The sequence below is a fragment of the Methylobacter sp. genome (assembly GCF_030680395.1).
Classification (GTDB): Bacteria; Pseudomonadota; Gammaproteobacteria; order Methylococcales; family Methylomonadaceae; genus Methylobacter_A.
Map to the genome: position 1 here is coordinate 34,891 of NZ_JAUXVR010000034.1, position 23,869 is coordinate 58,759.

The 23,869-nt window shown below is 47.2% G+C and carries 19 protein-coding genes; 6 read left to right on the top strand and 13 right to left on the bottom strand.

What is annotated here, in order from left to right; genetic code table 11:
• The first annotated feature begins 570 nt into the window (after nt 1–570).
• Together Q8L79_RS14185 and Q8L79_RS14190 are read left to right on the top strand one after the other, a co-directional pair.
• Complete coding sequence (locus Q8L79_RS14185; RefSeq protein ID WP_305272365.1) at nt 571–1,236, top strand: J domain-containing protein; 666 nt, start codon at nt 571–573, stop codon at nt 1,234–1,236.
• 434 nt (nt 1,237–1,670) lie between these two features.
• Nucleotides 1,671–2,975, top strand: a complete 1,305-nt coding sequence (locus tag Q8L79_RS14190; RefSeq protein ID WP_305272366.1) for a DUF3422 family protein — start codon at nt 1,671–1,673, stop codon at nt 2,973–2,975.
• Nucleotides 2,976–3,019: 44 nt separating this feature from the next.
• On the opposite strand, the gene Q8L79_RS14195 is transcribed toward Q8L79_RS14190, so the two are convergent.
• Nucleotides 3,020–3,745: a transposase gene (locus Q8L79_RS14195; RefSeq protein WP_305272368.1), complete on the bottom strand. Its 726-nt coding sequence runs from the start codon at nt 3,743–3,745 to the stop codon at nt 3,020–3,022.
• 518 nt (nt 3,746–4,263) lie between these two features.
• Between Q8L79_RS14195 and Q8L79_RS14200 the strand changes: the two genes are divergently transcribed.
• Both Q8L79_RS14200 and Q8L79_RS14205 read left to right on the top strand, forming a co-directional pair.
• Nucleotides 4,264–5,592: a hypothetical protein gene (locus Q8L79_RS14200; RefSeq protein WP_305272370.1), complete on the top strand. Its 1,329-nt coding sequence runs from the start codon at nt 4,264–4,266 to the stop codon at nt 5,590–5,592.
• Nucleotides 5,477–7,009: a tol-pal system YbgF family protein gene (locus Q8L79_RS14205; protein ID WP_305272372.1), complete on the top strand. Its 1,533-nt coding sequence runs from the start codon at nt 5,477–5,479 to the stop codon at nt 7,007–7,009. The genes Q8L79_RS14200 and Q8L79_RS14205 overlap by 116 nt, the downstream gene beginning before the upstream one ends.
• A 2-nt stretch (nt 7,010–7,011) precedes the next feature.
• Here the strand turns inward: Q8L79_RS14205 and Q8L79_RS14210 are convergent, their stop codons facing one another.
• The 11 genes from Q8L79_RS14210 to Q8L79_RS14260 all read right to left on the bottom strand — a co-directional run bounded on the left by Q8L79_RS14210 (nt 7,012) and on the right by Q8L79_RS14260 (nt 18,792).
• Nucleotides 7,012–7,479, bottom strand: a complete 468-nt coding sequence (locus tag Q8L79_RS14210; protein WP_305272374.1) for a hypothetical protein — start codon at nt 7,477–7,479, stop codon at nt 7,012–7,014.
• Nucleotides 7,480–7,785 carry a hypothetical protein gene (locus Q8L79_RS14215; RefSeq protein WP_305272376.1) on the bottom strand — a complete coding sequence of 102 codons (306 nt, stop codon included), beginning with the start codon at nt 7,783–7,785 and terminating at the stop codon, nt 7,480–7,482.
• A 798-nt stretch (nt 7,786–8,583) separates the two neighbouring features.
• Complete coding sequence (locus Q8L79_RS14220; RefSeq protein ID WP_305272378.1) at nt 8,584–9,042, bottom strand: DUF3368 domain-containing protein; 459 nt, start codon at nt 9,040–9,042, stop codon at nt 8,584–8,586.
• Entirely contained in the window at nt 9,035–9,262 is a 228-nt protein-coding gene (locus Q8L79_RS14225; RefSeq protein WP_305272380.1) for a UPF0175 family protein, read from the bottom strand. The genes Q8L79_RS14220 and Q8L79_RS14225 overlap by 8 nt, the downstream gene beginning before the upstream one ends.
• A 468-nt stretch (nt 9,263–9,730) precedes the next feature.
• Nucleotides 9,731–9,919 carry a hypothetical protein gene (locus Q8L79_RS14230; RefSeq protein ID WP_305272382.1) on the bottom strand — a complete coding sequence of 63 codons (189 nt, stop codon included), beginning with the start codon at nt 9,917–9,919 and terminating at the stop codon, nt 9,731–9,733.
• Nucleotides 9,920–10,099: 180 nt separating this feature from the next.
• A complete protein-coding gene (locus tag Q8L79_RS14235; RefSeq protein WP_305272384.1) occupies nt 10,100–11,221 on the bottom strand; it encodes a restriction endonuclease subunit S in 1,122 nt (373 codons plus the stop codon).
• Nucleotides 11,218–12,828 (bottom strand): type I restriction-modification system subunit M, encoded by a 1,611-nt coding sequence (locus tag Q8L79_RS14240; protein WP_305272387.1) that lies wholly within the window; start codon nt 12,826–12,828, stop codon nt 11,218–11,220. Before Q8L79_RS14240 ends, Q8L79_RS14235 begins: the two co-directional genes overlap by 4 nt.
• Before the next feature lie 28 nt (nt 12,829–12,856).
• Nucleotides 12,857–16,225, bottom strand: a complete 3,369-nt coding sequence (locus tag Q8L79_RS14245; RefSeq protein ID WP_305272389.1) for a DEAD/DEAH box helicase family protein — start codon at nt 16,223–16,225, stop codon at nt 12,857–12,859.
• 49 nt (nt 16,226–16,274) lie between these two features.
• Complete coding sequence (locus Q8L79_RS14250) at nt 16,275–17,789, bottom strand: sigma-54-dependent Fis family transcriptional regulator (protein ID WP_305272391.1); 1,515 nt, start codon at nt 17,787–17,789, stop codon at nt 16,275–16,277.
• 167 nt (nt 17,790–17,956) lie between these two features.
• Nucleotides 17,957–18,193 carry a TIGR02450 family Trp-rich protein gene (locus Q8L79_RS14255; protein WP_305272393.1) on the bottom strand — a complete coding sequence of 79 codons (237 nt, stop codon included), beginning with the start codon at nt 18,191–18,193 and terminating at the stop codon, nt 17,957–17,959.
• 92 nt (nt 18,194–18,285) lie between these two features.
• Entirely contained in the window at nt 18,286–18,792 is a 507-nt protein-coding gene (locus Q8L79_RS14260) for a DUF1993 family protein (RefSeq protein ID WP_305272395.1), read from the bottom strand.
• A gap of 578 nt (nt 18,793–19,370) precedes the next feature.
• Here Q8L79_RS14260 and Q8L79_RS14265 point away from each other — a divergent pair.
• Both Q8L79_RS14265 and Q8L79_RS14270 read left to right on the top strand, forming a co-directional pair.
• Nucleotides 19,371–20,495, top strand: a complete 1,125-nt coding sequence (locus tag Q8L79_RS14265; protein WP_305272396.1) for a fatty acid desaturase — start codon at nt 19,371–19,373, stop codon at nt 20,493–20,495.
• Nucleotides 20,496–20,904: 409 nt separating this feature from the next.
• A complete protein-coding gene (locus tag Q8L79_RS14270; protein WP_305272398.1) occupies nt 20,905–21,297 on the top strand; it encodes a hypothetical protein in 393 nt (130 codons plus the stop codon).
• Between the two features lie 285 nt (nt 21,298–21,582).
• Here the strand turns inward: Q8L79_RS14270 and Q8L79_RS14275 are convergent, their stop codons facing one another.
• Nucleotides 21,583–23,115, bottom strand: coding sequence for a hypothetical protein (locus Q8L79_RS14275; protein ID WP_305272399.1), 1,533 nt, complete (start codon nt 23,113–23,115; stop codon nt 21,583–21,585).
• Between the last annotated feature and the right edge of the window lie 754 nt (nt 23,116–23,869).

Genomic DNA, 23,869 nt, shown 5'->3' on the forward strand with positions numbered 1-23,869 from the left:
CATCTTTTAAAATAATTTTTCTATACGCTGAATGCCGTTGTTGATAAAGATCATCTGATGACCGCTGCTTAACCCGTTCTGTTAAGTTTCCGGGTAACCGGCTTTTGGATATGCTTTGATCGATCACGCCGCAGGCATGAGCCGGATGCTATTTTCTGAACAATTTTATGTGCCTAAAGAATAACTCGGCCCCTGAGGTATCCCCATAAAATAAGTTTATAAAACAACAGGTTTTTGATATTTTGCGCATTCAATATATACAACATAGCCGAAAAGTCGTCATGCCGGCAGGGATGCCGGAATCCAGTCACAAGGATGTGAAACTTTAAAATACCATTCGCTTTTATTAAGCACCTGAAAAGTCACCAAAGTTACCATCCATGGCACTGGATTCCGGCATCCCTGCCGGAACGGCGAGCTTGGGAAATTCGTGGGGATACCTCAGCCTCAGCCCGGTTTGAAGTCGTCATATTTGTACATCCTGAGTATGCGTTTTTGCGGTTAATTCGACAGAACCGGTTATAATTGTCCCGATTTTCGTTCACGGTAAAATAATAAAAAATAAGTTCTATGGCTAACATACGTACCCATTACGACAACCTAAAAGTGACAAGAGACGCCCCCGCCAGTGTCATCAAAGCGGCCTATAAAGCCCTTTGTCAAACTTTTCACCCCGATAAATTCCAAGGCAGCAGCGAAGAGGCGGAAAGAGTCATAAAGCTGGTGAACAGGTCCTATGCCGTATTAATAGACCCGGTTAAACGCGAAGGACATAATGCCTGGATTCGAGAGCAGGAAGCTCAAGCCAAACGCAAAAGCGAAACCACGCAGTTCCACGAAGCGGGCAGAACAGCTGGGCAACGGCCTCACCAAAAGCCGGACACGCAGCAGCCGCCGCCATCAAGCACCGATCATGAAGCTATGTTTCAGCATGCCTACGACCTGAATGACCGAGGCCGGTATGCAGAAGCCTTTTCGCTTTATCAACAATTGGCAGATCAAGGCCACGCAAAAGCCCAGTTCAATTTAGGCGTTATGTATGACCGGGGCCAATATATAACGCAGGACTATGCTCAAGCGGTTTCCTGGTATCTCAAAGCCGCGGAACAAGGCAATGCCAATGCGCAATATAATTTGGCCCTTAAATACCAAATGGGTCAAGGCGTAATACAGGATGATACCAAAGCGGCTTATTGGTACCGGAAAGCAGCAGAAGAAGGTACTACAAAAAAATAATAGCGGTCTTAAACAAGGCAAGCAAGCTGATTGATAAACCACGAAAATCACAAAGTTTATATTTTTCTTCGCGGCGTTCGTGTCTTCGTGGTGAACATTTCTTAACTATTGCGTAACACATCGGGCATTAAGCCGGAGCTGATCCGGCGAAGCCTCGCTCAATGCAGAAACGGATGCTCATTAAACGCACCCTACCCTACCCTACCTAAAAAACCGAAAATATAACCCCGCATGTTTTGATCTTATGCGGCTTCTATTATGCTTATAGCGCTTGGCACCTTATGACTGGAACAGGCAAATCAAGATAATGTCTTATAAACGCCTTGAATACTGAAAACCGATTTATTCAGCAACGCCATAATAGCCAAGCGCAACCGCGTTTTTTAGGTTAAATTGACCCCATTCATTATTAGCTAGAGATTCTAAAAACACCTGTGGCAACTTTATTTCCCATTCCTGAAAACCATCCGCAACGCTTTGTACTTCACAACGAAGTTCACGCCCGCGCTCCTTTTGTTCTGAATTTACCTGTTAGAGCAAGTCATCTTGCGTTATTGCTGACTACTGACGAAAAAATGCAGGAACGTAAGCACCTGGCAATGCTTTGTGAAAGATTCGGCGTCGCCCCGCCCGAGAAAGAAGTGGATCACTTTAGCGCTACCTTTAATTCCTTTCAAATACGGTGGGAACAACACGGCGAGTTCAGTACCTACAGCTTTTATGTACACGATACCCCGAAAGATCCTTTTGCAGATCCTGCCCTAAAAAAGATTCCGGTGGATTGGATGTCGCAGCTAACCGGACAAGTCATTGTTGCCGCTCACGCAACAATCGTCTCCGCTGCCGACATTAATTATGATGAGAATACTGATTTAGCGTCTCTTTCGGTTTACTTTGCAGACAACCCGGTCATCGGTTCTAAAGTAACCGGCGGCGCAGCCTCGGTATTTACCGATTTCCGCATTCACGTCGACGGTTTTAGCCGCTTTTTGATCATTAACCATGGCTTAAGAACGGAACAGGCGGGACGTTTATTACAACGACTATTTGAAATTGAAGTGTATCGGGTTATGGCGTTGCTGGCTTTTCCAATCGCGCGCAAACTGTATCCGGCATTAAACAAGTCCGATCGGCAACTGTATACCATCACCAACGCAATGACGCTGCCTGACAATAATGACGGCGCATTATTGGATGAGTTAACCACACTGGCCGCTGAAGTTGAAAATTACATATCCAGCAATCACTTTCGCTTTGCCGCCGCCAGTGCCTACTATCAACTGGTGGAACAACGCGTAAACGACCTGCGCGAAGTTCGAATTCAAGGCATTCAAACCTTGGGCGAATTTATCAAACGGCGACTGGAACCGGCGATTAATACCTGCGAATCAATCTCGCACCGCTTTACCTCACTGTCTGAACGAGTCAGCAATGCCAGCCAGTTGCTACGCACACGGGTCGACATCATTATTGAACGACAAAATCAGGGCTTACTCACGTCAATGGCCTTACGCGCAAAAATGCAACTGCGGATGCAACAAATGGTTGAAGGCATCTCGATGGTTGCCATTACTTATTACGCCGCCAGTCTTATCGGCAAAATAGCCGAAGCGCTTCATACTATTGGCTGGAAAGTTAATCCGGAAATCGTTGAAGGCATTTCCATTCCTTTTATTTTGATAATAATCACGATTAGTATTAAACGGATTCATAAAATCATTGCCAACACGACTGAATAGCAAGACGGTATAAAATGGCTACGATTAACTTGTAAAACAGCACCTTATCTTTCTCCGATTGCACAGACACACAGTTCTTGCCGCTGTCCGGCGTATGCGCTCGACCAGGGCCAATCGTGCGCCTCCGGGCAGAGTCCGGCTTTTACCGGGTTGTTGTGAATATAATTGACTGTAGCGTGGAAGTGTTTTTCATCACGAATATAACGATCCCAATATTCGCGCATCCAAAACTGATTTTTAGTCGATCCGGCAGCCCTGGGAACGCCGAGCCCCAGCTCGGCATTATGCGAAATACCCCAACTCCCGGTAAAGGACTTCCACGACTGTAAAATATTGGGCAAACTAATCGCAGGTTCGATCAATACATGAACATGATTCGGCATAATGCACCAAGCGATCAAACGATAGCGCTCACCATCAAATATTTGCAAGGTTTGCTGCATCACTTCCGCCATGCGGGGATGAGCCAAGGCGCAGCAGCCTAAACCTGCATCCAGCCAGTGTTCTATTTTTTTGCGACGCTCACGTTCGCGCATCGAAATGGGTATTTGCAAAAGCTCTTGCTCCAATTGTTTCAGCACTGTTTGCGGCAGGGAGTCGCCAAGACGAAAGGTAATGAATTGCAGAGTACCCGGCGCATCTAAATGCGGCAAATAGCCTCGGCTATACCAACCTTTGGGAGCGCCGCGTCCCAGCCCGGTTTTGCCATTTCCAGGTGTTCGGTTGTCTGTCGCGCCAAGCTGGGGCTTGGCGTTCCCGGGATTCATCATGCTATGCGGAGAAGGGTATCAATAAATTTAAGCATTTTTTACTCCAATGAAATTCACAATGCCTGCATCATACCTTTTTAAACCTTGTTATCAACTGCCTGCCCTTGCCATTCAGTATCCGGCAAAATAAAACTGTACTCGTCAAAAAACTTTTTCATGTTCCCGCAACTGCCTGAGGGCTTGCGCCAAATCTGCCGATAATTCGGCCATTAATGCCTTCACTCAATAGGTATTTCTGCATATTGTGCAAATAATTTGTTTCCTCTAACTTGGATCTGTTTTTCCATTCCAACCGACTGTTTAGATTAATCGACTTAGCGTTTAGCAGGTATAGCTCGTCCCTATTGACGATGCGGCAAATGGGGCATTTTAGCGCCCCGCTTGAATGATCAGTTAGCTGTTAATTCCTTCTTCATCGCTACCCTGTTTTCGACAGGTTTCGTAACCAATGAACAGCAACCAGTAAACGCTAATTCGCCCCGGCAGAAGCAATGAGTTAATAAACCAAGGGAAAAACGATGTCCGAATTTAATGACAATTTAAAGCAGCAACCCGAGGCTGAAGAGGGCGTTCCGGTCCTGAAAGTCATATGCAAGATGAATGGCTACTATCTCTATAACGATGTAAAAAAAGGTACGCCGTTTACTGAAACAATCGTCATTAAGAATGACCATAAAGGCCGATTGCAAGGAAAGATAACTTCGGATGCTGAATGGCTCGTGCCCGAGACCGAGAACCTCACCGGCAAAAGCGAACAAACTCTTTATATACATATTCTTACCTCCAGAATCCCCGCAAATGCGTATGACGCTCAAGGCACAATCACCATCGATACGAATGGAGGCCCTCCCTATTTGATAACTTTTAGGGTTATCCTGGAGGACCTTGAAATTGCGGCTGACAAGTTCAAAAAGACCTATGTTCCTCTTGCGGCCGCTTGTGCAGGTTTTATCGGCTCGCTTAAGGGAGCGCCATTTCCATACGTCCTGATGGGTGCCGTTTTTGCCGGAATAATCTTTTATTCCATTACCAACTTTATAGTTAAAGCCGCGCTGAAAAGCAGCCTGAATATATTTAAGTTCCCCTCGACCTTAATACAAGGTGCGGCGGCGAGCGTCGCCATTTTGGCCATCCTGTTTCATCCCGGCGGTAGTCCGGTTATTAAGCAGAACGTTGAACAGGAAAAACCCGATATAGCGGTCAGCCCGGAAAAACCGCCTGCACCAGCGGTGCCAAAGCCTGAACAGTTGCCAACACTGCCGGAAGCAGAAAAGATCCCGGTTGTTGCCGACCAGGTTGATCGTAATCAGCATCCCGGTCAGGTAGAGGACATCCTCACTAAAGAAACCATCGCATTATCCGGCAGCTTGACAAACGTGGACCCAAAAACAGCGGATGCCGGCGCTTTCTGGGGGTTCGGTTTTGAGGCCGCGGACGACAAGGCTCACTATAATTTCGGGTGCAGTCATTACGATGAGCTGAATTTTCGCATGGGCGGCAAGACGGTCGACTGGACCGCCGGCACCGAGGCAATGAGGACGCATCCGAGCCGCGTCACGTTATATTTTCGTTCGCAGGATTGGGATTTAATGCAAATGTGCGCCAGAGAATCTCCCCGCTGCGAGGTAAGCGCTTGCCCACTTGTTATAGCTGTTGAACCCGATACCAACGCGAAAAACATCCCAGCCCAGCCGCCATTAGCTGACGTTTTAAAGAGCCGGAGCGTAAACGTTGAATCCGGCAAAACTTTACGAAAAAACACACGCATCGCTTCAAAAACAACCAGGAAGAAAAAGTGGAAGCCTAAAGCAAGCAGTTTTGCGCCGCCTTCTCGAGATGATCTATAAACCAGGGGAACTAATGTTATTAAACAGTAAGGCTTTTTATACATTATTAACTATTGCAATAGTTGCATTTGGTTGTGCCTACAATGTTCCTGTTGCGGTTGACCCCATTAAAGACACGTCTCAATCTGAGCTTGTCAGAAAAAAGATAGCCCTTAAGGTTGGCATGTACTTGAGCGATGATCTTAAACACTACATTTACAAACAACAAAAAATGGGAGCAACCTTCCAAATGAGAGTAGGAGACTATTTGCTTCCCATCGCCATGACAATGGGCACAACCCTATTTGATGAGGTTACATTGGTGAATTCCCTGCCTCCATACGATGATAGCTATAGACCTGATATTGACGCTTTAATTCGGCCTGAAATTCTTTTTTATTACGGCGATACTGTCGGCTCTTTTTCAGGGTATATACAAGCAAAAACCAAGTTGCGCGTCACTGTCTATGACTTAGGCGGCAATATCTTATGGCAGGATGAAGCAATAGGGGAAAGTAGAAGTAAGGACATGGATTTCGTCAGCACTTTTCTTGCAGATATGGACGAGGTCGGCAAAACAGGGTATGAGGCTGTTTTTTCCGCGGCCAGTCGTATTATAAATAATTTTAATGCCAAACCTCCCCAAGAGCTTGTTGCTCTTATTGACATTAAAAAGGCAGAAAATTTAAGAAATGGAGGGGCTTTGCCTGATCTTGAACTTTTTAAAAAACTTTATGAAAAGGGGCGTTTTCAATATTCTAAAAAAGATTATCACCAGTCCTTATATTTTTTCGAAAAGGCATCCACCCTAGTCCCTGATCAACCGGCGGCATTATTTTATACCGGCGCGAGTTACACTTACATCGGCGAGAAATCCAGCGCTTTAAAAAAATTCGCAGACGTTATTAATAAAAAACCCGCCGGACAAGAAGCCCGCGATTCAAAGAAATGGCTTAAAAGGCTGGACGACCCTTTAAAAATTGGAATTATTGGCGGCAATAAATCCAATGATGCTGCATTAAATGATGGGGTCATTGAAGATGCCTTAATAAAGAGCGGAATGTATGAAACGATAGATACCGCTGATCTATCGCCTCCAACCAACCCGGCTGCATCAGCGGATTTTTCTAAATTCCTTGAGCGATGCTATAAAAAAGGCGCCAAAGTCATTATCTTGTACGATGTGGATAGTTCTTCCGGAAAAGCCCAATCAGACTTCTATAGCGGTGAAGATGTGGCAACAGAACATAGTGTTAAAATCTCGGCAAAAGTGTATTCAACAAAGAAAAAACAGTTAACAACTGAAATTCAGATAAACGAAAAATCAAGCGTTATAAAAGCACAAACAATGGGTGAGGAAATGACAACAAAACAACAGCTATTGCAAACAGGCGCTAAAAAACTGGTCTTGCAGCTATTAAAGAATGATATTTTTTAGATTCAAGCGATTGCAAGCGCAAGCTCTTCTTGCACCTGTAATTCCAGATTTACCCAAACATCACCTTCATTACCGTGCTGGTACTTGATCGGAGTAATCAGTCGTCGAGCATTTTCAAGAATCCAGGCCACATCCCAATTATCAATGTCGCCTGACCGTAGGCATTCCTCGGAAATCCGCTGCTGATTGGCATTATTCAGCCTATCCTGGTAGCTGACTGAGCCTTTGAGCGCAACCAGATTGGCTACCGCAACAATTTGACCGCTGTCTTGTTTAATCAAGGCAATTAACCCGGGTTGATTGGCACTGCCTGAGCGCATTTCCCAAGTCCCGGTACCGCCCAGTATTTTATCGACATGAAGATCACCAATAATTAATCCTTTGATGGGGCTGTCATCAATGGTTTTTGAAGCCAAATGACTATCAGTTGCTAATTCGGCCTTGGGTTCATCCGGATAATCGGCCACCATTTAATTAAACAACTCAATGCCGGTTTCACTGGCGCATACCTTAACGGATGCCGTTATAGGCTGAAATAGCTTTGCCCGTGCATTAAAAGCAGGATTCACAGCAATTTTAAAATAACCGGGAATGCCACCCGCACCTACCGGCCTGTGTTTCCTGATATAAACAGCTCGATTCAGTGGCTTGGAATACAGCACCGCATCTTTCAGGTACCGATCTTCGCCCTTGCCTTTCAATCGGACAGCAAAGCCTTGTTGCGAGACAGGCTCAATGACGCGTTGACGAACAGCTTCAGAAATGGATTTTGGCATGATACTTTTCCTTATGCATTGAATGATAGTTACCTAACATCAATACAGAAATCGTGCCAAAGAGCGTAACCCCTTACCTACCAGGCCATCTCAAGGTTTTTGGCCGGATAAAAAGGCCGGTCTTGCCATCAGAAAAACAATAAAAATTGTTACCGGGTAAAAGTTTTTATGGATACCGCCAAGTGACGGCCGAATAAATTAGAACGATTAATTCTGTAACAACTGTCTCGATCAATGACTTTGACCTACGCGACTTCAGAAGCTTGTTTTTTGACAATGTTCATAATTCGGCCTCTTTTAAAAGGTGTTGGTAAGAATCATCGTTGATTATATTACTTCTCGTCCCCACACGCCCGTCACGGCTATTAAGTTAAGTACAACGGCACCGTAGGAGCGGGCCGCGCCCGCGATATTTTGGTAGAGCGATTACAGAGTTGTAGTGCCTTCATCGCGGGCATGGCCCGCTCCTACAACGCGTAACTTAATGGCCGTGACGCGGCGCGCGGGAACGAGAGCAATCCCAGTCTTGGCGTTCTTGCTTTAGGAACTCGTTAATGGCTTCACGACTCATACCGGATTATTCCTCCGTTTCATCGGGTAACCCATTTAAAAACGCGGCCATTTTTACGGCTTTATTTTCTGTTGCTTCCGGCAATTCATAAATGACTGCGATTTTTGTATGACCCGCGGGAATGGTCTCAGGCAATTGCAACTTTAACCGATGGTTCTGGGGATTTGGGTTTCTATTTCATAGTAGGCTTGCATCGGCTTTTCTGTTTTAAATCTTATTCGATCCAGCTAAACTTCACCGGCCAGTCTTAAAACTTCCTTTTCCAATTTTTCATAAACTCTGAAGTTTGCTTTTTTAAGCTGGGTAAAAATATCCGCGACTGAGCTAATGATCTGCTGTTGTTTGGCTTTCAGTAAAATACCCAATAAACCTGTAAACTTAAGTTGTAACTGTTTAGCCAATTTTCTGGCTTTCAGATCATCCAGGATCATCACGTTATCTTCTTGCATTTGCAGAGCAAGCGCGATGGTGCTGGCTTCCCCCAAATCAACGCTGGCATTCAATATGCGCAGATAATTTTTATCTGTAACAGTGACAACAGTCATCCAGCTTTCTAATGGTTTACCGAATTCCTGAGCGACCTCTTCGGTTAGATAGATGTTTTGGTAGAGTTCTTGCAGAATAGTTAGTGCATTAATATTGTCCAACACAATCAGGCAACTGGTATTAGAAACAATTTTAGGCATTTTCAAAATCCTGCATGATGTCTTCGGCGGAATAATTTAAAACCGATACCTGATAGTGCCCCAACAGCTCCATAAAAGTTCTTTTAGACAGACCTGTCATTTGTGCGGCTTGCCCTACCGATAACACGCCTTTCTCATAAAGTTTACTGGCAAGTAGCATTTGAATTTCCTGCATGTCTATATTGATAGTGTCAGGAAGTTGTATTTGTAGGGTTTGCATATTCGTTCCTTTAGTGATTTGGCATTAAAGTTCACCAGCGAAGGCTTTTTGGCTGAGTTTTGTAGGTCGGGTTAGGCGCTGGCCGTAACCCGACGCATGGGCTTCGAAATGTCGGGTTACGCTGTCGCTAACCCGACCTACGCGACTTCAGAAGCTTGTTTTTTGACAATGTTCATAATTCGGCCTCTTTTAAAAGGTGTTGGTAAGAATCATCGTTGATTATATTACTTCTCGTCCCCACGCGCCCGTCACGGCTATTAAGTTAAGTACAACGGCACCGTAGGAGCGGGCCGCGCCCGCGATATTTTGGTAGAGCGATTACAGAGTTGTAGTGTCTTCATCGCGGGCATGGCCCGCTCCTACAATGCGTAACTTAATGGCCGTGACGGGCGCGCGGGAACGAGAGCAATCCCAGTCTTGGCGTTCTTGCTTTAGGAACTCGTTAATTGCTTCACGACTCATACCGGATTATTCCTCCGTTTCATCGGGTAACCCATTTAAAAACGCGGCCATTTTTGCGGCTTTATTTTCTGTTGCTTCCGGCAATTCATAAATGACTGCGATTTTTGCATGACCCGCAGGAATGGTCTCAGGCAATTGCAACTGTAACTGATGGTTCTGTGGGATTTGGGTTTCTATTTCATAGTAGGCTTGCATCGGCTTTTCCTGATTTTAAGTTTCATTAGGTTGGTATTACAGCTCACAGGCGAAGGCTTTTTGGCTAAGTGCTCTGATTTGTAGGTCGGGTTAGGCGCTAGCCGTAACCCGACGCATCGGCTTCGAAATGTCGGGTTACGCTATCGCTAACCCGACCTACGTGACTTTAGTAGGTTGGCATTAAAGTTCACCGGCGAAGGCTTTTTGACTGAGTGACTCAAACAAAGGTATTTCTGTCATGTTCGTTTTTGTTTGGATAGCATGCAAAGTTTTATTTCTAATTGCTATAAATTTTTCTTGAATATGTAAGGGAGGAACTAACACAGGAGCTACTCTAAGCCTTTCCAATGTAATTTCCTTAAAAGTTGCCCCTTTTGAATAACGATCAATCCAATCTCTAAATCCTTTAGTTCTTAAAAATTCAACTAGAAACTCTGCTTTTATATTATTTCCTGGAGAAATTTTTGCAGTCCCTTGCGTAAGGTTTGCACCATCAAGAAATTTTGGAACTATATCAACTGAGCCAATACTTGCACGAATGCAATATACTAAATCCCCTGTGCTGACTTTAGATCGTTCAAATTTGGCAGCTATATCAGAGTGTGTTCTGGCATAACCAGACTTGACCAGACACCCATTTTTAAAATCACCTGTTCTTATATAAGGAACACCATTTTCAACTTCAGCACCAGCTTGAACAATTCCATAGGTAATTATTGTCCCATCCTTTACAACATCAGAAAGAGTCATTTCTTTCCACCCCTTCGGATTAGTCACCGGATCGCCAAACATGTCCAGAAACATGGCGCGGAGAAATTGGTCGGCGAGCTGAATGGCTTGCTGGTTTTTGCGGCGCAGGCTGTCGGCTTTGTCGAGAATGGCGGCGATGCGTTTTTGTTCGGCTAAAGGTGGGAGAGGGATTTTTTCACCATGAACCAAGTTCCGATTCAACGTTGGAACTCCCGCTCCTTCTACAAATCTATCCAGCTTAAAAGCTTGTAACATGTAAAACACCCACTTAGGGTGATTACCATGGAAATTAGTTACATACAGCGAAGTGTTTAGAGGCCAATAGTCAGTTTCAACGTAATGAACTTTCCCAATTGTGCCACTTCGACCAGTAACCACGCCAGGTCCAAAGGCTTTTGCTTCGCTATGTGAACCATTTTGACCATTGGCAGCAAAGATAGGTATATTTCCATCAGCTCTATTCTGAGTAGGAAGATCATAGCCTCTCTTTAATGTTGCTATTTCAATCAGAGGAACTTCGGGATATCCTTTGTGATTTTTCAAGAAAGTCACAACATTGACTCCAATTCCTTCAACTCTCCCTGAATCTCATCCACCAACCCCATCCACTGCTCTAAAATCTCTTTCGGCGAGTCGTACTGTTCCTCTATATGAACGGTTTCCTTATAACGGTTAATCGACAAATCATATTTATTCGCGGCAAGGTCGGCTTTGCTGACCCAAAAACAGGCTTGGGCGCGGTCACTGAAAAGTGCGTCGGAAATTTCAGCGCTTACGCCATTCTGAATAGCCGCATTTTTATGTTCTTGCCAACGCCGGTAATCGGCCAGCACCTTCGGCAAATCACCGGCAAAGCTGAGCGGATTGCCCTGCTCATCCTGATACAGCGTGTCGCGTTTGTCGTCCAGCGAGAATCCGTCATCCTGCACGTCGTAGAACCAGACCTGATCGGTCGCGCCGCCTTTGGCGAACAATAAAATCGCGGTAGCGACACCGGCATAAGGTTTGAACACGCCGCTGGGCAGGTTGATGACGGCTTCGAGCTGGTTTTGCTCGATCAACAACTCACGCACGGCTTGATGCGCCTTGGAGGAACCGAACAGTACGCCCTGAGGCACCACCGTGGCGCTACGGCCGCCGGTTTTGAGCATTCTTAAAATCTGGGCAATAAACAGCAGTTCGGTCTTTTTGGTTTTGACCATCCGCAAGATCGGCGGGTTGACGGTGTCTTCGTCCAGGCTGCCTTTGAACGGCGGATTAGCCAGAATCACGTTAAAGGCGTTTTGCTCAAGGTGTGGAAAGTGATCGGCAAAACTGTGCGCCAGGGTATCCTGATAATGTATATCCGGGTCTTCAACGCCGTGCATATACAGGTTCATCGCGGCGATGCGCAGCATGGTGCTGTCGAAATCGAAGCCGTGGAACATTTTGGTTTTGATGATTTGCCATTGCTCCTGAGTTAACAAGTCGCCGGTGTAGATCTTTTGGATGACGGTTTTGCCTTTGTCATCGACGACTTCTTCTTGCAGGATGCCGTGTTCGCTGCTGTAGGTTTCCAGCAGGTATTCCATGACGGTGACCAAAAAGCCCGCCGTGCCGCAGGTTGGATCGGCCACCACTTCATCCGGTTGCGGATCGAGCAGGCGCACCATCAGTTTGATGATATGGCGCGGGGTGCGGAACTGGCCGTTGATGCCCGCGGTGGATAGTTTGCTGAGCAGGTATTCGTACAAATCGCCTTTGGTGTCTCCGGCTTCCAGCGGCAGCGCGTCAATCATTTCGATGGCTTTGACCAGCAGACTGGGCTTGTCGATAGCCAGACGCGCATCTTTCATATAATCGCCAAAGCGGCTGTCGCTGGTGTGCAGTCTAAAATGCTTGAACACTTCATCGCGCACTACGTTCATCAGTCGCTCGGCGTCTTCGATATGGCTGAACTGGCTCCAGCGCAGATGTTGTTCGTTGTCTTTAAAGCGCGGGGTAAAGCTCAATCCGGTGCGCGAGGCGCGTTTTTCATCGCGGCTTTCGTTGATATCCAGCAGACGGGCAAACATCAGGAAGGTGATTTGTTCAATTACTGTTAAGGGATTGGCAATGCCGCCCTGCCAGAATTCCAGCCAGAGTTTATCGATTTTGTTTTTTAAGTCGCCGGTGATCATAGTTAAGCAGTCATTTCCTTAGGTAAGATTATTGGGTTGTCATTATAGGGTGTTTGCCAAAGCTTTCGACAATGGCTTGCAAACCATCGATTTGTTCGTTGGCGAATAAGCTGTCCAGTTCGCCAAGAGCCGCAAAGGGCATTTCGTAAAGGCTGTCGATTTCAATGGCCCCGCTTTGGGCGATCTGCCGTTTTAACAGGCTTAAAAACTGCACCTGCCTTGCATTAAGGCTTGGGTAGTGTTGAATAAAGTCGGCAAAATGCTGATTGACCCTGTCGGCGTCCATGCCGACGATGGAACGCAGAATATGTTCCATCGGGGCGGCGGTGTCGTAAAAGCTTTTCAGGGTATTCAGGTCGATGTCGGGATGTTGGGTGTGGATCAGCGCATTGAGGTTATCCAGTTCCAGTTCGCTTACCGTTGTGCCGTTGCGGATTTTTTGCAGGACCGGATTTTGCTCGAACAATTCTTTTAAGACCTGTTCGACTTTAATCCGGTAACTCGCCATGTCGACGGCTTTTAAATAGGTGCCTTGGTGTTCGTGTATTTCATCGCCGTCGGTGATGTCGATAACCGGCGGCTCAATGATTGGGCCTATGCCTTTGTCGCGGTGTTGCATGATGCTGCGCAGCTCGATACGCAATTGCTCCAGCTCGTCCAACGAGGCCGCCTGCCACCAGGCCGGTTCACGGCATTGTTTGATGGCGCCGGCTTTGGCTTTTACCTGGTTCAGGTTCATTTGCAGTTGCCAGAGCTGGTTAATCGCCTCGCCGGCCAGATCGTCGGAGGCGCCGGACTTAAGCAGTTTCTGCTGCTGAATTTGGCTGATCAGTAAATCCCACTGGTAGGCGTCGCTGTGACCGCGCACATCCAGCCATTGCATCAGCGGGGCAATCTCGGTTTCCTGCAAGATGACGGTGTTGGCGTTGAATTGGCGTATGGTTTCCAGGTCGCTCATCTGCCGTTTAACCTTCCACTTGTCGCGCACCGCCAGGGTTTTATCGTCAAGGCTATTGATGGTTTTATGCAGCCATTGCGCCAGACAATCGAAGAAATCCGGTTCGGCATGGTGTAGTGCGGTTTTGGCCAACGTCAGACGCGTTTCAAACAGGCGTTGCATTAACGATTTGGGCTGACTGATGGTGACTTCGCGCTGTTTCATGCCGTGGTATTCGACTACGCCCCAGTGATCGAAAATCTGGAAATGTTTTTTGTCTTTACCGGGGCCAAACAGGTCTTTGCACAGACGGGTGCCGCGGCCGACCATTTGCCAGAACTTGACCGGCGATTTGACCGGACGGGCAAACACCAGATTGACGATTTCCGGCACATCGATGCCGGTGTCGAGCATGTCCACCGAGATCGCGATAGTGAGCTGGTCGTTACTACCCTGCCCTTTAAAGTCGTCGATTAAGGCTTCGGCACGCGGATCGTAGTTGTCGATCACGTGGCAGAATTTACCGCCGTATTGCGGATACAGTTCATCGAAAAGTTGCTCAAGCAGCTTGGCGTGCTTGTGGTTGCGGGCAAAAACGATGGTTTTACCCAGCGTTTGTCCATCGGCCTGACGAATGCCGTTTTCCATCAGGTTGTGCAGGATTTTGCGGTTGGTATCTTTGTTGTAGATGGCGCGGTCGATGTCTTCGCCGTCAAAGTCGAGGCTGTTAGGGTCAATGCCTTTATCTTCCAGTTCGGCAATTTCTTCCGCTGTTAAGGCATGACCCTTAATACCGTCGCGCAGAAATTTGGTGGTGTGTTTAACCACCTGATACGGCACCAGATAGCCTTCATCCACGGCGGTTTCCAGCGAGTAATTACAGGTGGGTTGTTTGAAATCGCAACTGAACAATTGACAGGTGGAACGGCTGACCATTTCCACCGGCGTGGCGGTCAGGCCGACTTGCAGGGCATCGAAATAGCGAAACAGATCACCGTAAATATTGTAGATGCTACGGTGGGATTCGTCGGCGATGATCAGGTCAAAGAAGCCGGTATCGAATTTTTCAAACAACCGGATCATCGCCGGATAGGTCGCGATAAAGATGCGGTTATGGGAGTCTTGCACGCTTTTACTGGTCAGCACGGTAATGGGCGCTGACAGATATTCGCTATAGGCGTTTTTGGCTTGTTTGCGCAGCTCGCGGCGGTCGCAGACAAACAGCACACGCTTGACCCAACCGGCTTTCATACAGACATCGGTCAGGGCAATCGACAAACGGGTTTTGCCGGTGCCGGTCGCTTGCACCGCCAGGGCTTTGCGTTGTTTGGTTTCAAAGCGCTCGCTGATACGTTTCAGGGCTTCATGCTGGTACAGGCGATCGCCCAAAATATCGGCTTTGGCGGAAACGCTGTTCAGCGGTTTGCGCTCTGTCCGCTGACGCACTTGATACTGCAAGCTGGATTTGGAATAAAAGCCGTAGAGTTTGCGCGGGGGATAATTTTGCCCGGGGTGGTCATCCCAAATCCAGATGTCCGGCCCATTGGTATAGAAAATCACCGGACGCTGTCCATGCATTTTTTCCAGGCCGTCGGCATAATGCCTGGCTTGATGGCGGCCTTTTTCGGCATCGACAGCGGTTTTTTTGGCTTCGACAACAGCCAGCGGTTTGCCGTTATCATCCCACAGCACATAGTCGGCAAAGCCTTCCCCGGTTTGGGTGGGCTGGTGTTGCACTTTTTCTTCGAGCGTCACCTGATCGGTATTGGACACCTCCCATCCGGCCTCGGCCAATTGCAGGTCGATCAAGTATTTACGGGTAGTCGCCTCATCAAAATGCAGCTCGTTGGCAACCTGCTGACCTTTACTGGCCGCCTGCTGCTTAACTTCGTTGAATTCTGCCTCGGTACGCTCCTGTTGAACGGCTTTTTTACGTTCGGCTTCCAGTTCGGCCAACACTGCCTGCATTTGCGCTTCCTGCTTGGCGTATTGTTGCAACAGGGCTTTGCGTTCCTTTTTGTAGTCCGCTTTGGCTGACTGAGGTGGCTTGGGCGGCTCGAAATCCTGGATCGTTGAGGCGTCGCCTTGGGCATAGGTGACCAATAACCAGCGGCCCAGATCAAAGGCTTCTTTCACTAGCCACTGTGCGCACTGTTCGGTGACCGTGTCGCCATGAGCGGCTTTGTTGCCGTAAATACGAATGGAATGGAGTCTATCCAGAACAGCCTTGGGTGTAACCGCAATAAAGGCATCGTTACCGAGCAGTTCCATGAAGGTTGACATCGGCGGCCTGGGCAAACGCAGTTTGCTGTAAACGATGCCAACACTGCATTCGGCAAAGCTACGCAGTTTGGTCAGCGCGCTTTGCGGGTCGGCCTGTGCATACTGTTCGGCAAATCCGGCCAGACTGGCTAGCTCCGGCCAAGCGTCTCTTAGGAATTCAAAGTTTTGTGATTGCATAATATGTGTTCTGTCCATAGCACCCTTCTAAGCGAAGCGTGTGCCAACTTTACTGAATGTCCAGTTTTTCCATCCAGTTCGATAAGGTCTGATAGTTGGGCAAACCTAAAAGCTCTGCCGCTTCTTTTTTGCTTCCAGCCGTTTTTTTAAGTGCCTGAGCAATATATTTTCTTTTTACGGCGTCTAAAACTTGTTGTACGTCAATGCCGCCGCCTATTGCAGGCAGTTCCGCAGTTGTGGCTTGCTGAGGCCGTTCAATCATGGCTTCCTGGATGTCGGTTTCGTCTATTTGCTCGGTGTCCGCCCATATCGACGCTCTTAGCAGCATGCCGTACAACTCTCTGATATTACCCGGCCACGCGTAGTTCAATATAATATTTTTTGCTTTTACAGAAATTGTTTTATTGATATAGCCGGGTTGACTGGAGGCCTCCCGATTGATGTTAGCCATCAGATAATCGGCCAGCATTGCGATATCGCCGGTTCGTTCTCTTAACGGCAGCAAGGTAATAATGCCTACCGCGACGCGATAAAACAGATCTTCCCGAAACCGGCCTTTAACAACTTCAGCAGCCAGGTTGCGGTTGGTCGCCGCAATGACGCGAACGTCCACTTTGGTAGATCTGCTGTCCCCTACTTTGCTGATCTCTCCCGATTGCAGTACGCGAAGCAACCGAACCTGCGCGTCTTCGGGCAGTTCGCCAAACTCATCGAGAAACAGGGTACCACCATCAGCGGCTTCAAAATAGCCGATTTTATGACTGATTGCACCGGTGAACGCGCCTTTGACATGGCCGAACAGCTCTGAATCGATCAGATCCTTGGGAATTGCGCCGCAATTAACGGTGATAAAGGGCTTGCCCTTGCGCAGACTGGTATTGTGTATCGCCTTGGCGAACAGCTCCTTTCCGGTTCCTGACTCTCCCATGATTAATGCGGGGACATCGCGTACTGCAATTTTTTCGGCTTTCTGTATGGTTCTTTTTAGTTCCGGGTTCTGGGTGATGATGTCGGAAAAGGCGGCTGATAACGGTGCTTTCGAATAGGACAGCTCGGTTAGTTTTTTGTCTGCGTTTTTGACTAACTGGGGAATATATTCAGCGCAAATATCAAAAGGAATGGTGACAAATTCGCCGCCTTTTTCTTTGGTGGATTGCACAAACCGGGTGTTGTACCTGGTCTTGCCCAGCAATATCGACACGGCTGTCATTGACGGGGTGCCCGGCGACAGATGGATGCTGATATCCAACCGGGATTCCTTGGCGGTCAGCTTATCAAGATAACCGTCCATGACCCGATGTATGTCGCCAAAGTCGATCGGAGAACGTAGCGAACATTTATTGAGAACCGTTTTTATGGCGGCAAACTCAGCGAGCCAATTTACATAAGCATCTGCTTTGGATTGCTCCTGCTCGTATATCAAGTGCAGCTCATCAAAAGCGAGCGTTTTTAATGCGCCGAGAATCGGGCCTTCGCCAATAACTTCATCAGCTCTTGAGGGAACTTGACCGGCGGCTTTGAGGTCGGTAATTCCGAGCCACGAAATTAATATTTTTTTGCCCATTGTTCTGCAAGATCATCGTTTTTAGCCGTCAAGGGTATACACAAAAACAAGGCATATCAACAAAGCGGGGGAAGGTTTTTTATTTAGATAAATTTATTTACTCTAAACTCGCACAAATCCAGCCAAAAGCGCCGTGCCGCAGCGCTTTTTAAATTTCTTGGCACTTGTCACAGCCAGCCTTGTAACCATTGGTTAACGTCGGTCAGCTCATTCCATGGCAAGATAAAACGGCGTCGGGAGTATACGGCTTCCAGTTCGACGTGCTCTGCCTGATCGGCGGGCGGCTCGGGCTGAATCAATTCGGTAACGATGAAATGTTTTTCCTTGTTGTAAGGCGTAGCCGCTGTCCATTTACTGAGCAGCAATTTTTTTGGATTCAAGTGGCGAACTGTTTGTTGTTGCATGGATTGGACCTCACTGTAATCACGGGGTTTTATCGCACATATTCAAAAGCCGCACTTAACTGACGGCAAATTAAAACACTATAAATCGCTGGTTAATAATCGCCTGTGTAATCCTTTTTTCCAATTTCCACGCCATTATGCCGCAGAATGGCGTAAGTGGTGGTGAGGTGAAAATGGAAATTGGGCAGCACAAAATCAAGCAGGTAAGCCTGGCCTAAAAAACCGAGTTCCCTGCTGCCAAATTTCAGTGTGATTTGGCGATCTTCACTGCCGTCTATTTGCGATGCGCTTACGCTCTGTAAAAATTCTTTAGTCTTGGCAATGCGCGCTTGCAGCTCGGCAAAAGTGGCTTCGTTATCTTCATAACGAGGTACTTCGATACCTGCCAGGCGCGCAGCACACCCTTTAACCATATCAGTCGCAATTTGTACCTGGCGGCTAAGCGGATACATATCAGGCGCTAAACGCGCGTTGACGAAAATGGCGGGATCGATTTTCTTCGCTTCGGCATGGGCGGCAGCTTTATCGAGTATCGCGGATAAATTCCCTAACATACGCACGAAAACAGGGATAGAGGCTTGGTACATGGTCAGTGACATAATGGTTACTCCAGTGAATGGGGAATGTAATAAATACTGCACGAAAGATAACGCAATAAAATTATTAAACGTTTACAAGACTTAAAGTTGGCTTTGCGGGCAACATGATCCTGAGTTTACCACAGCAAGGCTGTATAAGTTCCCGACTCGAATTGATTTCAATCCGGTTCGAATGCTAACGGAATTAGTCCAATTACTGCAATGCCGCATCATTTTTATGTCCTCGACATGGTGAGTAGTCAACCTGTTTAGTGACAAACACACTATCTGGTGTGTTCGGCTTTGTACATAGCGAGCGTTAGCTTATCACTGCGGCCATCGGCAAACATCCCGGAAGAGTCAGTCAAATCAGATTTTCGAACGGCAGCATATTCACGAAAAGCGGACTGTCGGTTTTAGTCATTAAACTGCACTACCGACAGCTAACTGTGAACAGCCCCAGAGCGGCTGAACGATAATATAATTTGGAAAATATCCGGTAAGGCCCTATTCTGTACGGCTTTTTGACAATCACAAACTTCACCGCAGCAGCGAAGTTATTCAACCTCCCACCATTGCACTTACAGGGGCAGCAAGTTTTGAGTTTACACAGTTATCAATCGGTAGATCGCGAGCAATTAGCCAAGGACATCAGCGAAATTCATCAACAAGCTTTAGCCAATATCGGCATTGACGATTTTAAGCATTTAACAAGAATGGAACGCTGGGGAAAAATTTGTTCCATCATCGGCTACGGCACGGCCTGGATTTTCCCCAATCCCATTTCCGCGCTGTTAATCAGTCAAGGCAGTTTCACGCGCTGGACGCAAGTAGGGCATCCGATTGTTCATAGAGCCTATGACAAAGTTAAAGGTGTCGATAAAAATTACACCAGCAAAAAATTCGCACAGGGTTGGCGACGCTTTATGGATTGGCCGGACTGGTTTACTGTCGCGGGCTGGCATCATGAGCATGACGTATTGCATCATTACAGTTTGGGTGAAAAAGCCGATCCCAATAATGCGCAACACAATATGGAATGGCTTAGACAATCAAGCCTGCCGATGTGGCAACGCTATGTGATAGTGGCGTTTTTTTCCGGGATATGGAAATTGGTTTATTACACGCCCAGAACCCACAAAGAATTGCACTTAAATTCCGCCAGACAACAGGGTGAACCTCAACCCGTGATGACCCGCATCGGCGCGTGGAGCCTGTTTACCCAACAGGGTAGAGCATTCTGGCTGCAAAGCATTTTGCCTTATATCGCCTATCGCTTTGTGTTGCTGCCTTTGCTGTTTTTACCGTTGGGAAGTTTTGCTGTTATCAGCGTGCTGATTAATTCAATTCTGGCGGAAATTTTTACCAATATGCACAGTTTTCTGGTGATGATCCCCAATCATGCCGGAGATGATGTGATGATGTTTGACGAAAAAGCCAAAGGCAAAGGCGAATTTTATCTGCGGCAGATTTTAGGATCGGTAAATTATCCAACAGGCTCTAATTTTAATGACTTTTTTTACGGCTGGTTGAATTATCAGGTCGAGCATCATTTGTGGCCGGATATGCCGTTAAGTCAATATCAAAAAGTGCAGCCGCAAGTGATGGCGTTGTGCAAAAAACATAATATTCCTTATCTCCAACAGTCGGTTTTTAAACGATTGTTGAAAGCGGTGGATGTTATGGTGGGGAAAACTTCGATGTTGAAGCCAGTCGTTGCGTAAAAGTGCGGATATATCGTATTAACTGATGTTATGCAGCTGTTGTTCAGAAGAATCAATGGCTGTAGCGAATTCAAAAAATTGTAACCCAATTGATTTTAAAAAACGGGTGCGTAACATCAGTTATTTATCAGGCATCAAACCTTGCATATTCAGTTTCCGGCCGGGTTTTACCGGTCATTTTTTGTAGAGCTCTGCGCCTTCCTCTGATTAGAGTGCTCAGTGACACTTTAAACTTTTTCTTCGCTAAAGCGCCATCACTACCTTGGCTAATCCGGACAGAATCCGGATACCATAAGACTGTGTGTGCGGAATCGTACAGACGACCTGAAGCGGGAGGGCTTATATAGACGGTGCCGGATCGTACCAGGCAATCATTTTCCTTGAAACCCGTTCTTAGAGGAGTTCTAACATGCGTAAATTAGTTGCGGGATTTATTCTAATCATGATTTTACCGGTGGTTGCTAAGGCCCAAGCGCCCACCGATGTTCAACCTCCGGAGTCGTCACCTGAAGCCTTGCCACCCGGCTCCAACCCTCAGGAAACCCCACAGGAGAAGAGCACTGGCTCTGCCGATGCGCAAAGCGATGCTTTCAATATCTGCTTACGTGCCACTCAACGCTTCGAACAACAGGAAAGAGCTAAGGGGAACAAAAAAAGTGCGGAAGCGCCTCTGTCTGCCTCATGCAAAACGGAACTGAAACCGGCCTCGTATTGGCTTTGCATGGATAAAGAAGCCATTCAGAAAGTGGATTTTAATACCGCCCATTGGCGTTGTGCGAAACAAACTAATCTTATTAACTAACCAACTGTTTATATAGGTTATTTATGAGTAGCGGTTCTCTAGAGCCTGCGACCGGAGAACAAAAAGCCTCTGAATTCAGAAAAGAGGACTCGAATCTCTGACCTCAGCCTCTGGAGTGCTAATCTTGCACTACCGGAATGCTGACGGGCTACGCTTTTTTATTAGTCGCTATTGACCGTGGAAGAACCATGGGCTCCGGGCCATAAAACGCATTCATCCGGTTTCAGGAATTTATCATGAAACCGGATAACCACGATCAAAACCACCATATCTCCCATCGAACAGCTAATCATCCGATCTCGCCGTTTTGAAGCGGGCAGACGCCCCCAGCAGACCGACCACGAAGAAAGCCGTGCCGACAAGGGTGAAACGCAGATTCGTCTCCTGGTCGGTCATGTCGCCGGTCGCATAAAGCATGATAATAACCGCAACCGATCCCCACCCAAGAAAACGCAACGCAGCGGCCATAATCAGTTTACCTGGAGTTTCCGATTCGCTCACTGGCGTGTCCATTCGATAGGCCACAAAACCGCACATGAGCGCCGGCAGGATTCCCCAGCGCATATGTTGGATGAAGCTTTCCAGAAAGTTGAAATTCTCCTTGTAGTAAGTTAACTCGAGAATAAGCGCCGATACCGTGGTGCTGACAATGAACCCCGTTACCATCATTGCCATATAGAACCCGTAGTATCGATCGGATTGCTCCCGCTGGTGCCTGAAGGCGAGCGTCCGTAAAACAAAGACGAGCGCTATCGGAAGGACATAGATCAGGATGGCATAGGCGACCCACCGGAGCGTAGCGTAATCAAAGTGCGCTAGCGGTTCATCGGGAAACAGGAAAGCATTATGTAGCGAAACCGAAATCTCTCGACCCAACATGATCCCGATGGCGGTGGCAGCCGTGAATAGCAGGATATATTTATAGGTGTGTTTGAGGCGGGCCTCGTGGACGTTGCCGCCGAGCTGCTTCACGGTTGCCCAGATCTCATTCTCGCTTGCGCTCCCGAACACGACCAAAGAGGCTAGTAAGCGACAGAGTAAACCGGTCAGGTGGTCCAGCTCCTTTAGCAATTTTACGGTCTTGGTATAGTGCGGTTCCGCTTCCTTCCAGACGGCCACTTTTTCCGACATCGCGTTATAGGAGATACAGATTTCCCCCCATTTCAGCGACGGCTCGTTGAACAATCGACGAAAAGACTGTTGATTGGCGTAGTTTTGTATACGGTCGAAAAGAAGGCAATTATGAGCCCATTTATACTCGACCGTAGCGCTGGATTTTTCGAAATCGCCGGGGTCGATGCTCGGTACCAGCAGGCGATTGTTGATTTGTGCTTTTAATGTATCGTCGACCGCCGACAATCTCGATGTGATTAGAGCATTATAGACCTCGACCGCCTTGGTCGGAATTGCGAAAGCGTCATGGATGCTGTCTCTCAATATAAGCAAGGGATTAAACTTGCTTTCCCAGGCGATAAAAAATAGAAACAGCCCGGCGGTAATCAAAGGTATGATCGTGCGCCCGTCCAAGCCATTCAGAAGATTTACTAATTCCCCTGAGCGTAAGTTCTTCACGATCAGTGTCACCAGCGGTTCCAAGGGCAGCCACTGCCAAGTAAGCAGCCAATAAAGTGCGGCCATAAGCGTGCAGTACGATGCGATCCCTACCCAGTAGGTGCTTCTGCGACTAAAGTATTGGGGTAGCGTCGGTTCTGCGCCAAGCTGAATCCGGCGTTTTTGGAAGGATCGATAGGCGAGGAAGAATGCGGCCCCGGTGCCCAGAAACTGCACCGCAAAGTTAATCAAGAGTTCGGAAGTCATCGTGCGGCTGCTCCTATGTACTTTTCACAAGGTTTCGAGTTTAGAAAAAAGCCAAGTCCCGCCTGATTATAAACGCGCTCATTAAACAATTCCGGTCGTTTTTACGCCAGTTTTACAAGGCCTGAATTGGCGTGATAGGGCCGGGCGCGCGTTGCGGGATTGAGTGCTTGTATTATAGCAGGACATAGCGTGTCAAGGTCCCTTCATGAGTCGAAGCGGGGGTAGACAGAACTTCCTGCATCGGTCCGTTGACGCGCTCGGTTATGCTATCTCGGTGAAAGCAATAAGAAGGAAGAATACCGAACCAAGCCTTTGACGTTATTATCTAACTCAGTCAGTCTTGTTATGTCGTGTAAAAATCGTTTAGTTCAGCGTAGATCCGCTCATCCTTCACTTCCTGGTCGACTGCGGCCGGTCGTGGCAATCAGTTATCGCCCCATTCTTTGAGTAACGGCCCTTTCTATAAGGTTGTACGTGAATTATGACAACGGTTGCCAGATGGTTCGAATTACCAAACTTGCGTTTGGTAATTCGATTTTGGAAGCTGGAACTCTTCAGATTGGAAACCAGCGGATTATATTAAATTCTCGTTAATTTCATTAACTCTTGGAATCTTTCTTGGATTTCTTCACAGCCTTCTTTTCTTTCGGACTCAGAGCTGGTTTTTTCTTGTCTTCTTTATTGCTTTTTTGTTCTTTGCTCATGGCACTTACTCCAAATAATTGATGGGTTTTTTTGAACATTCATACGAATG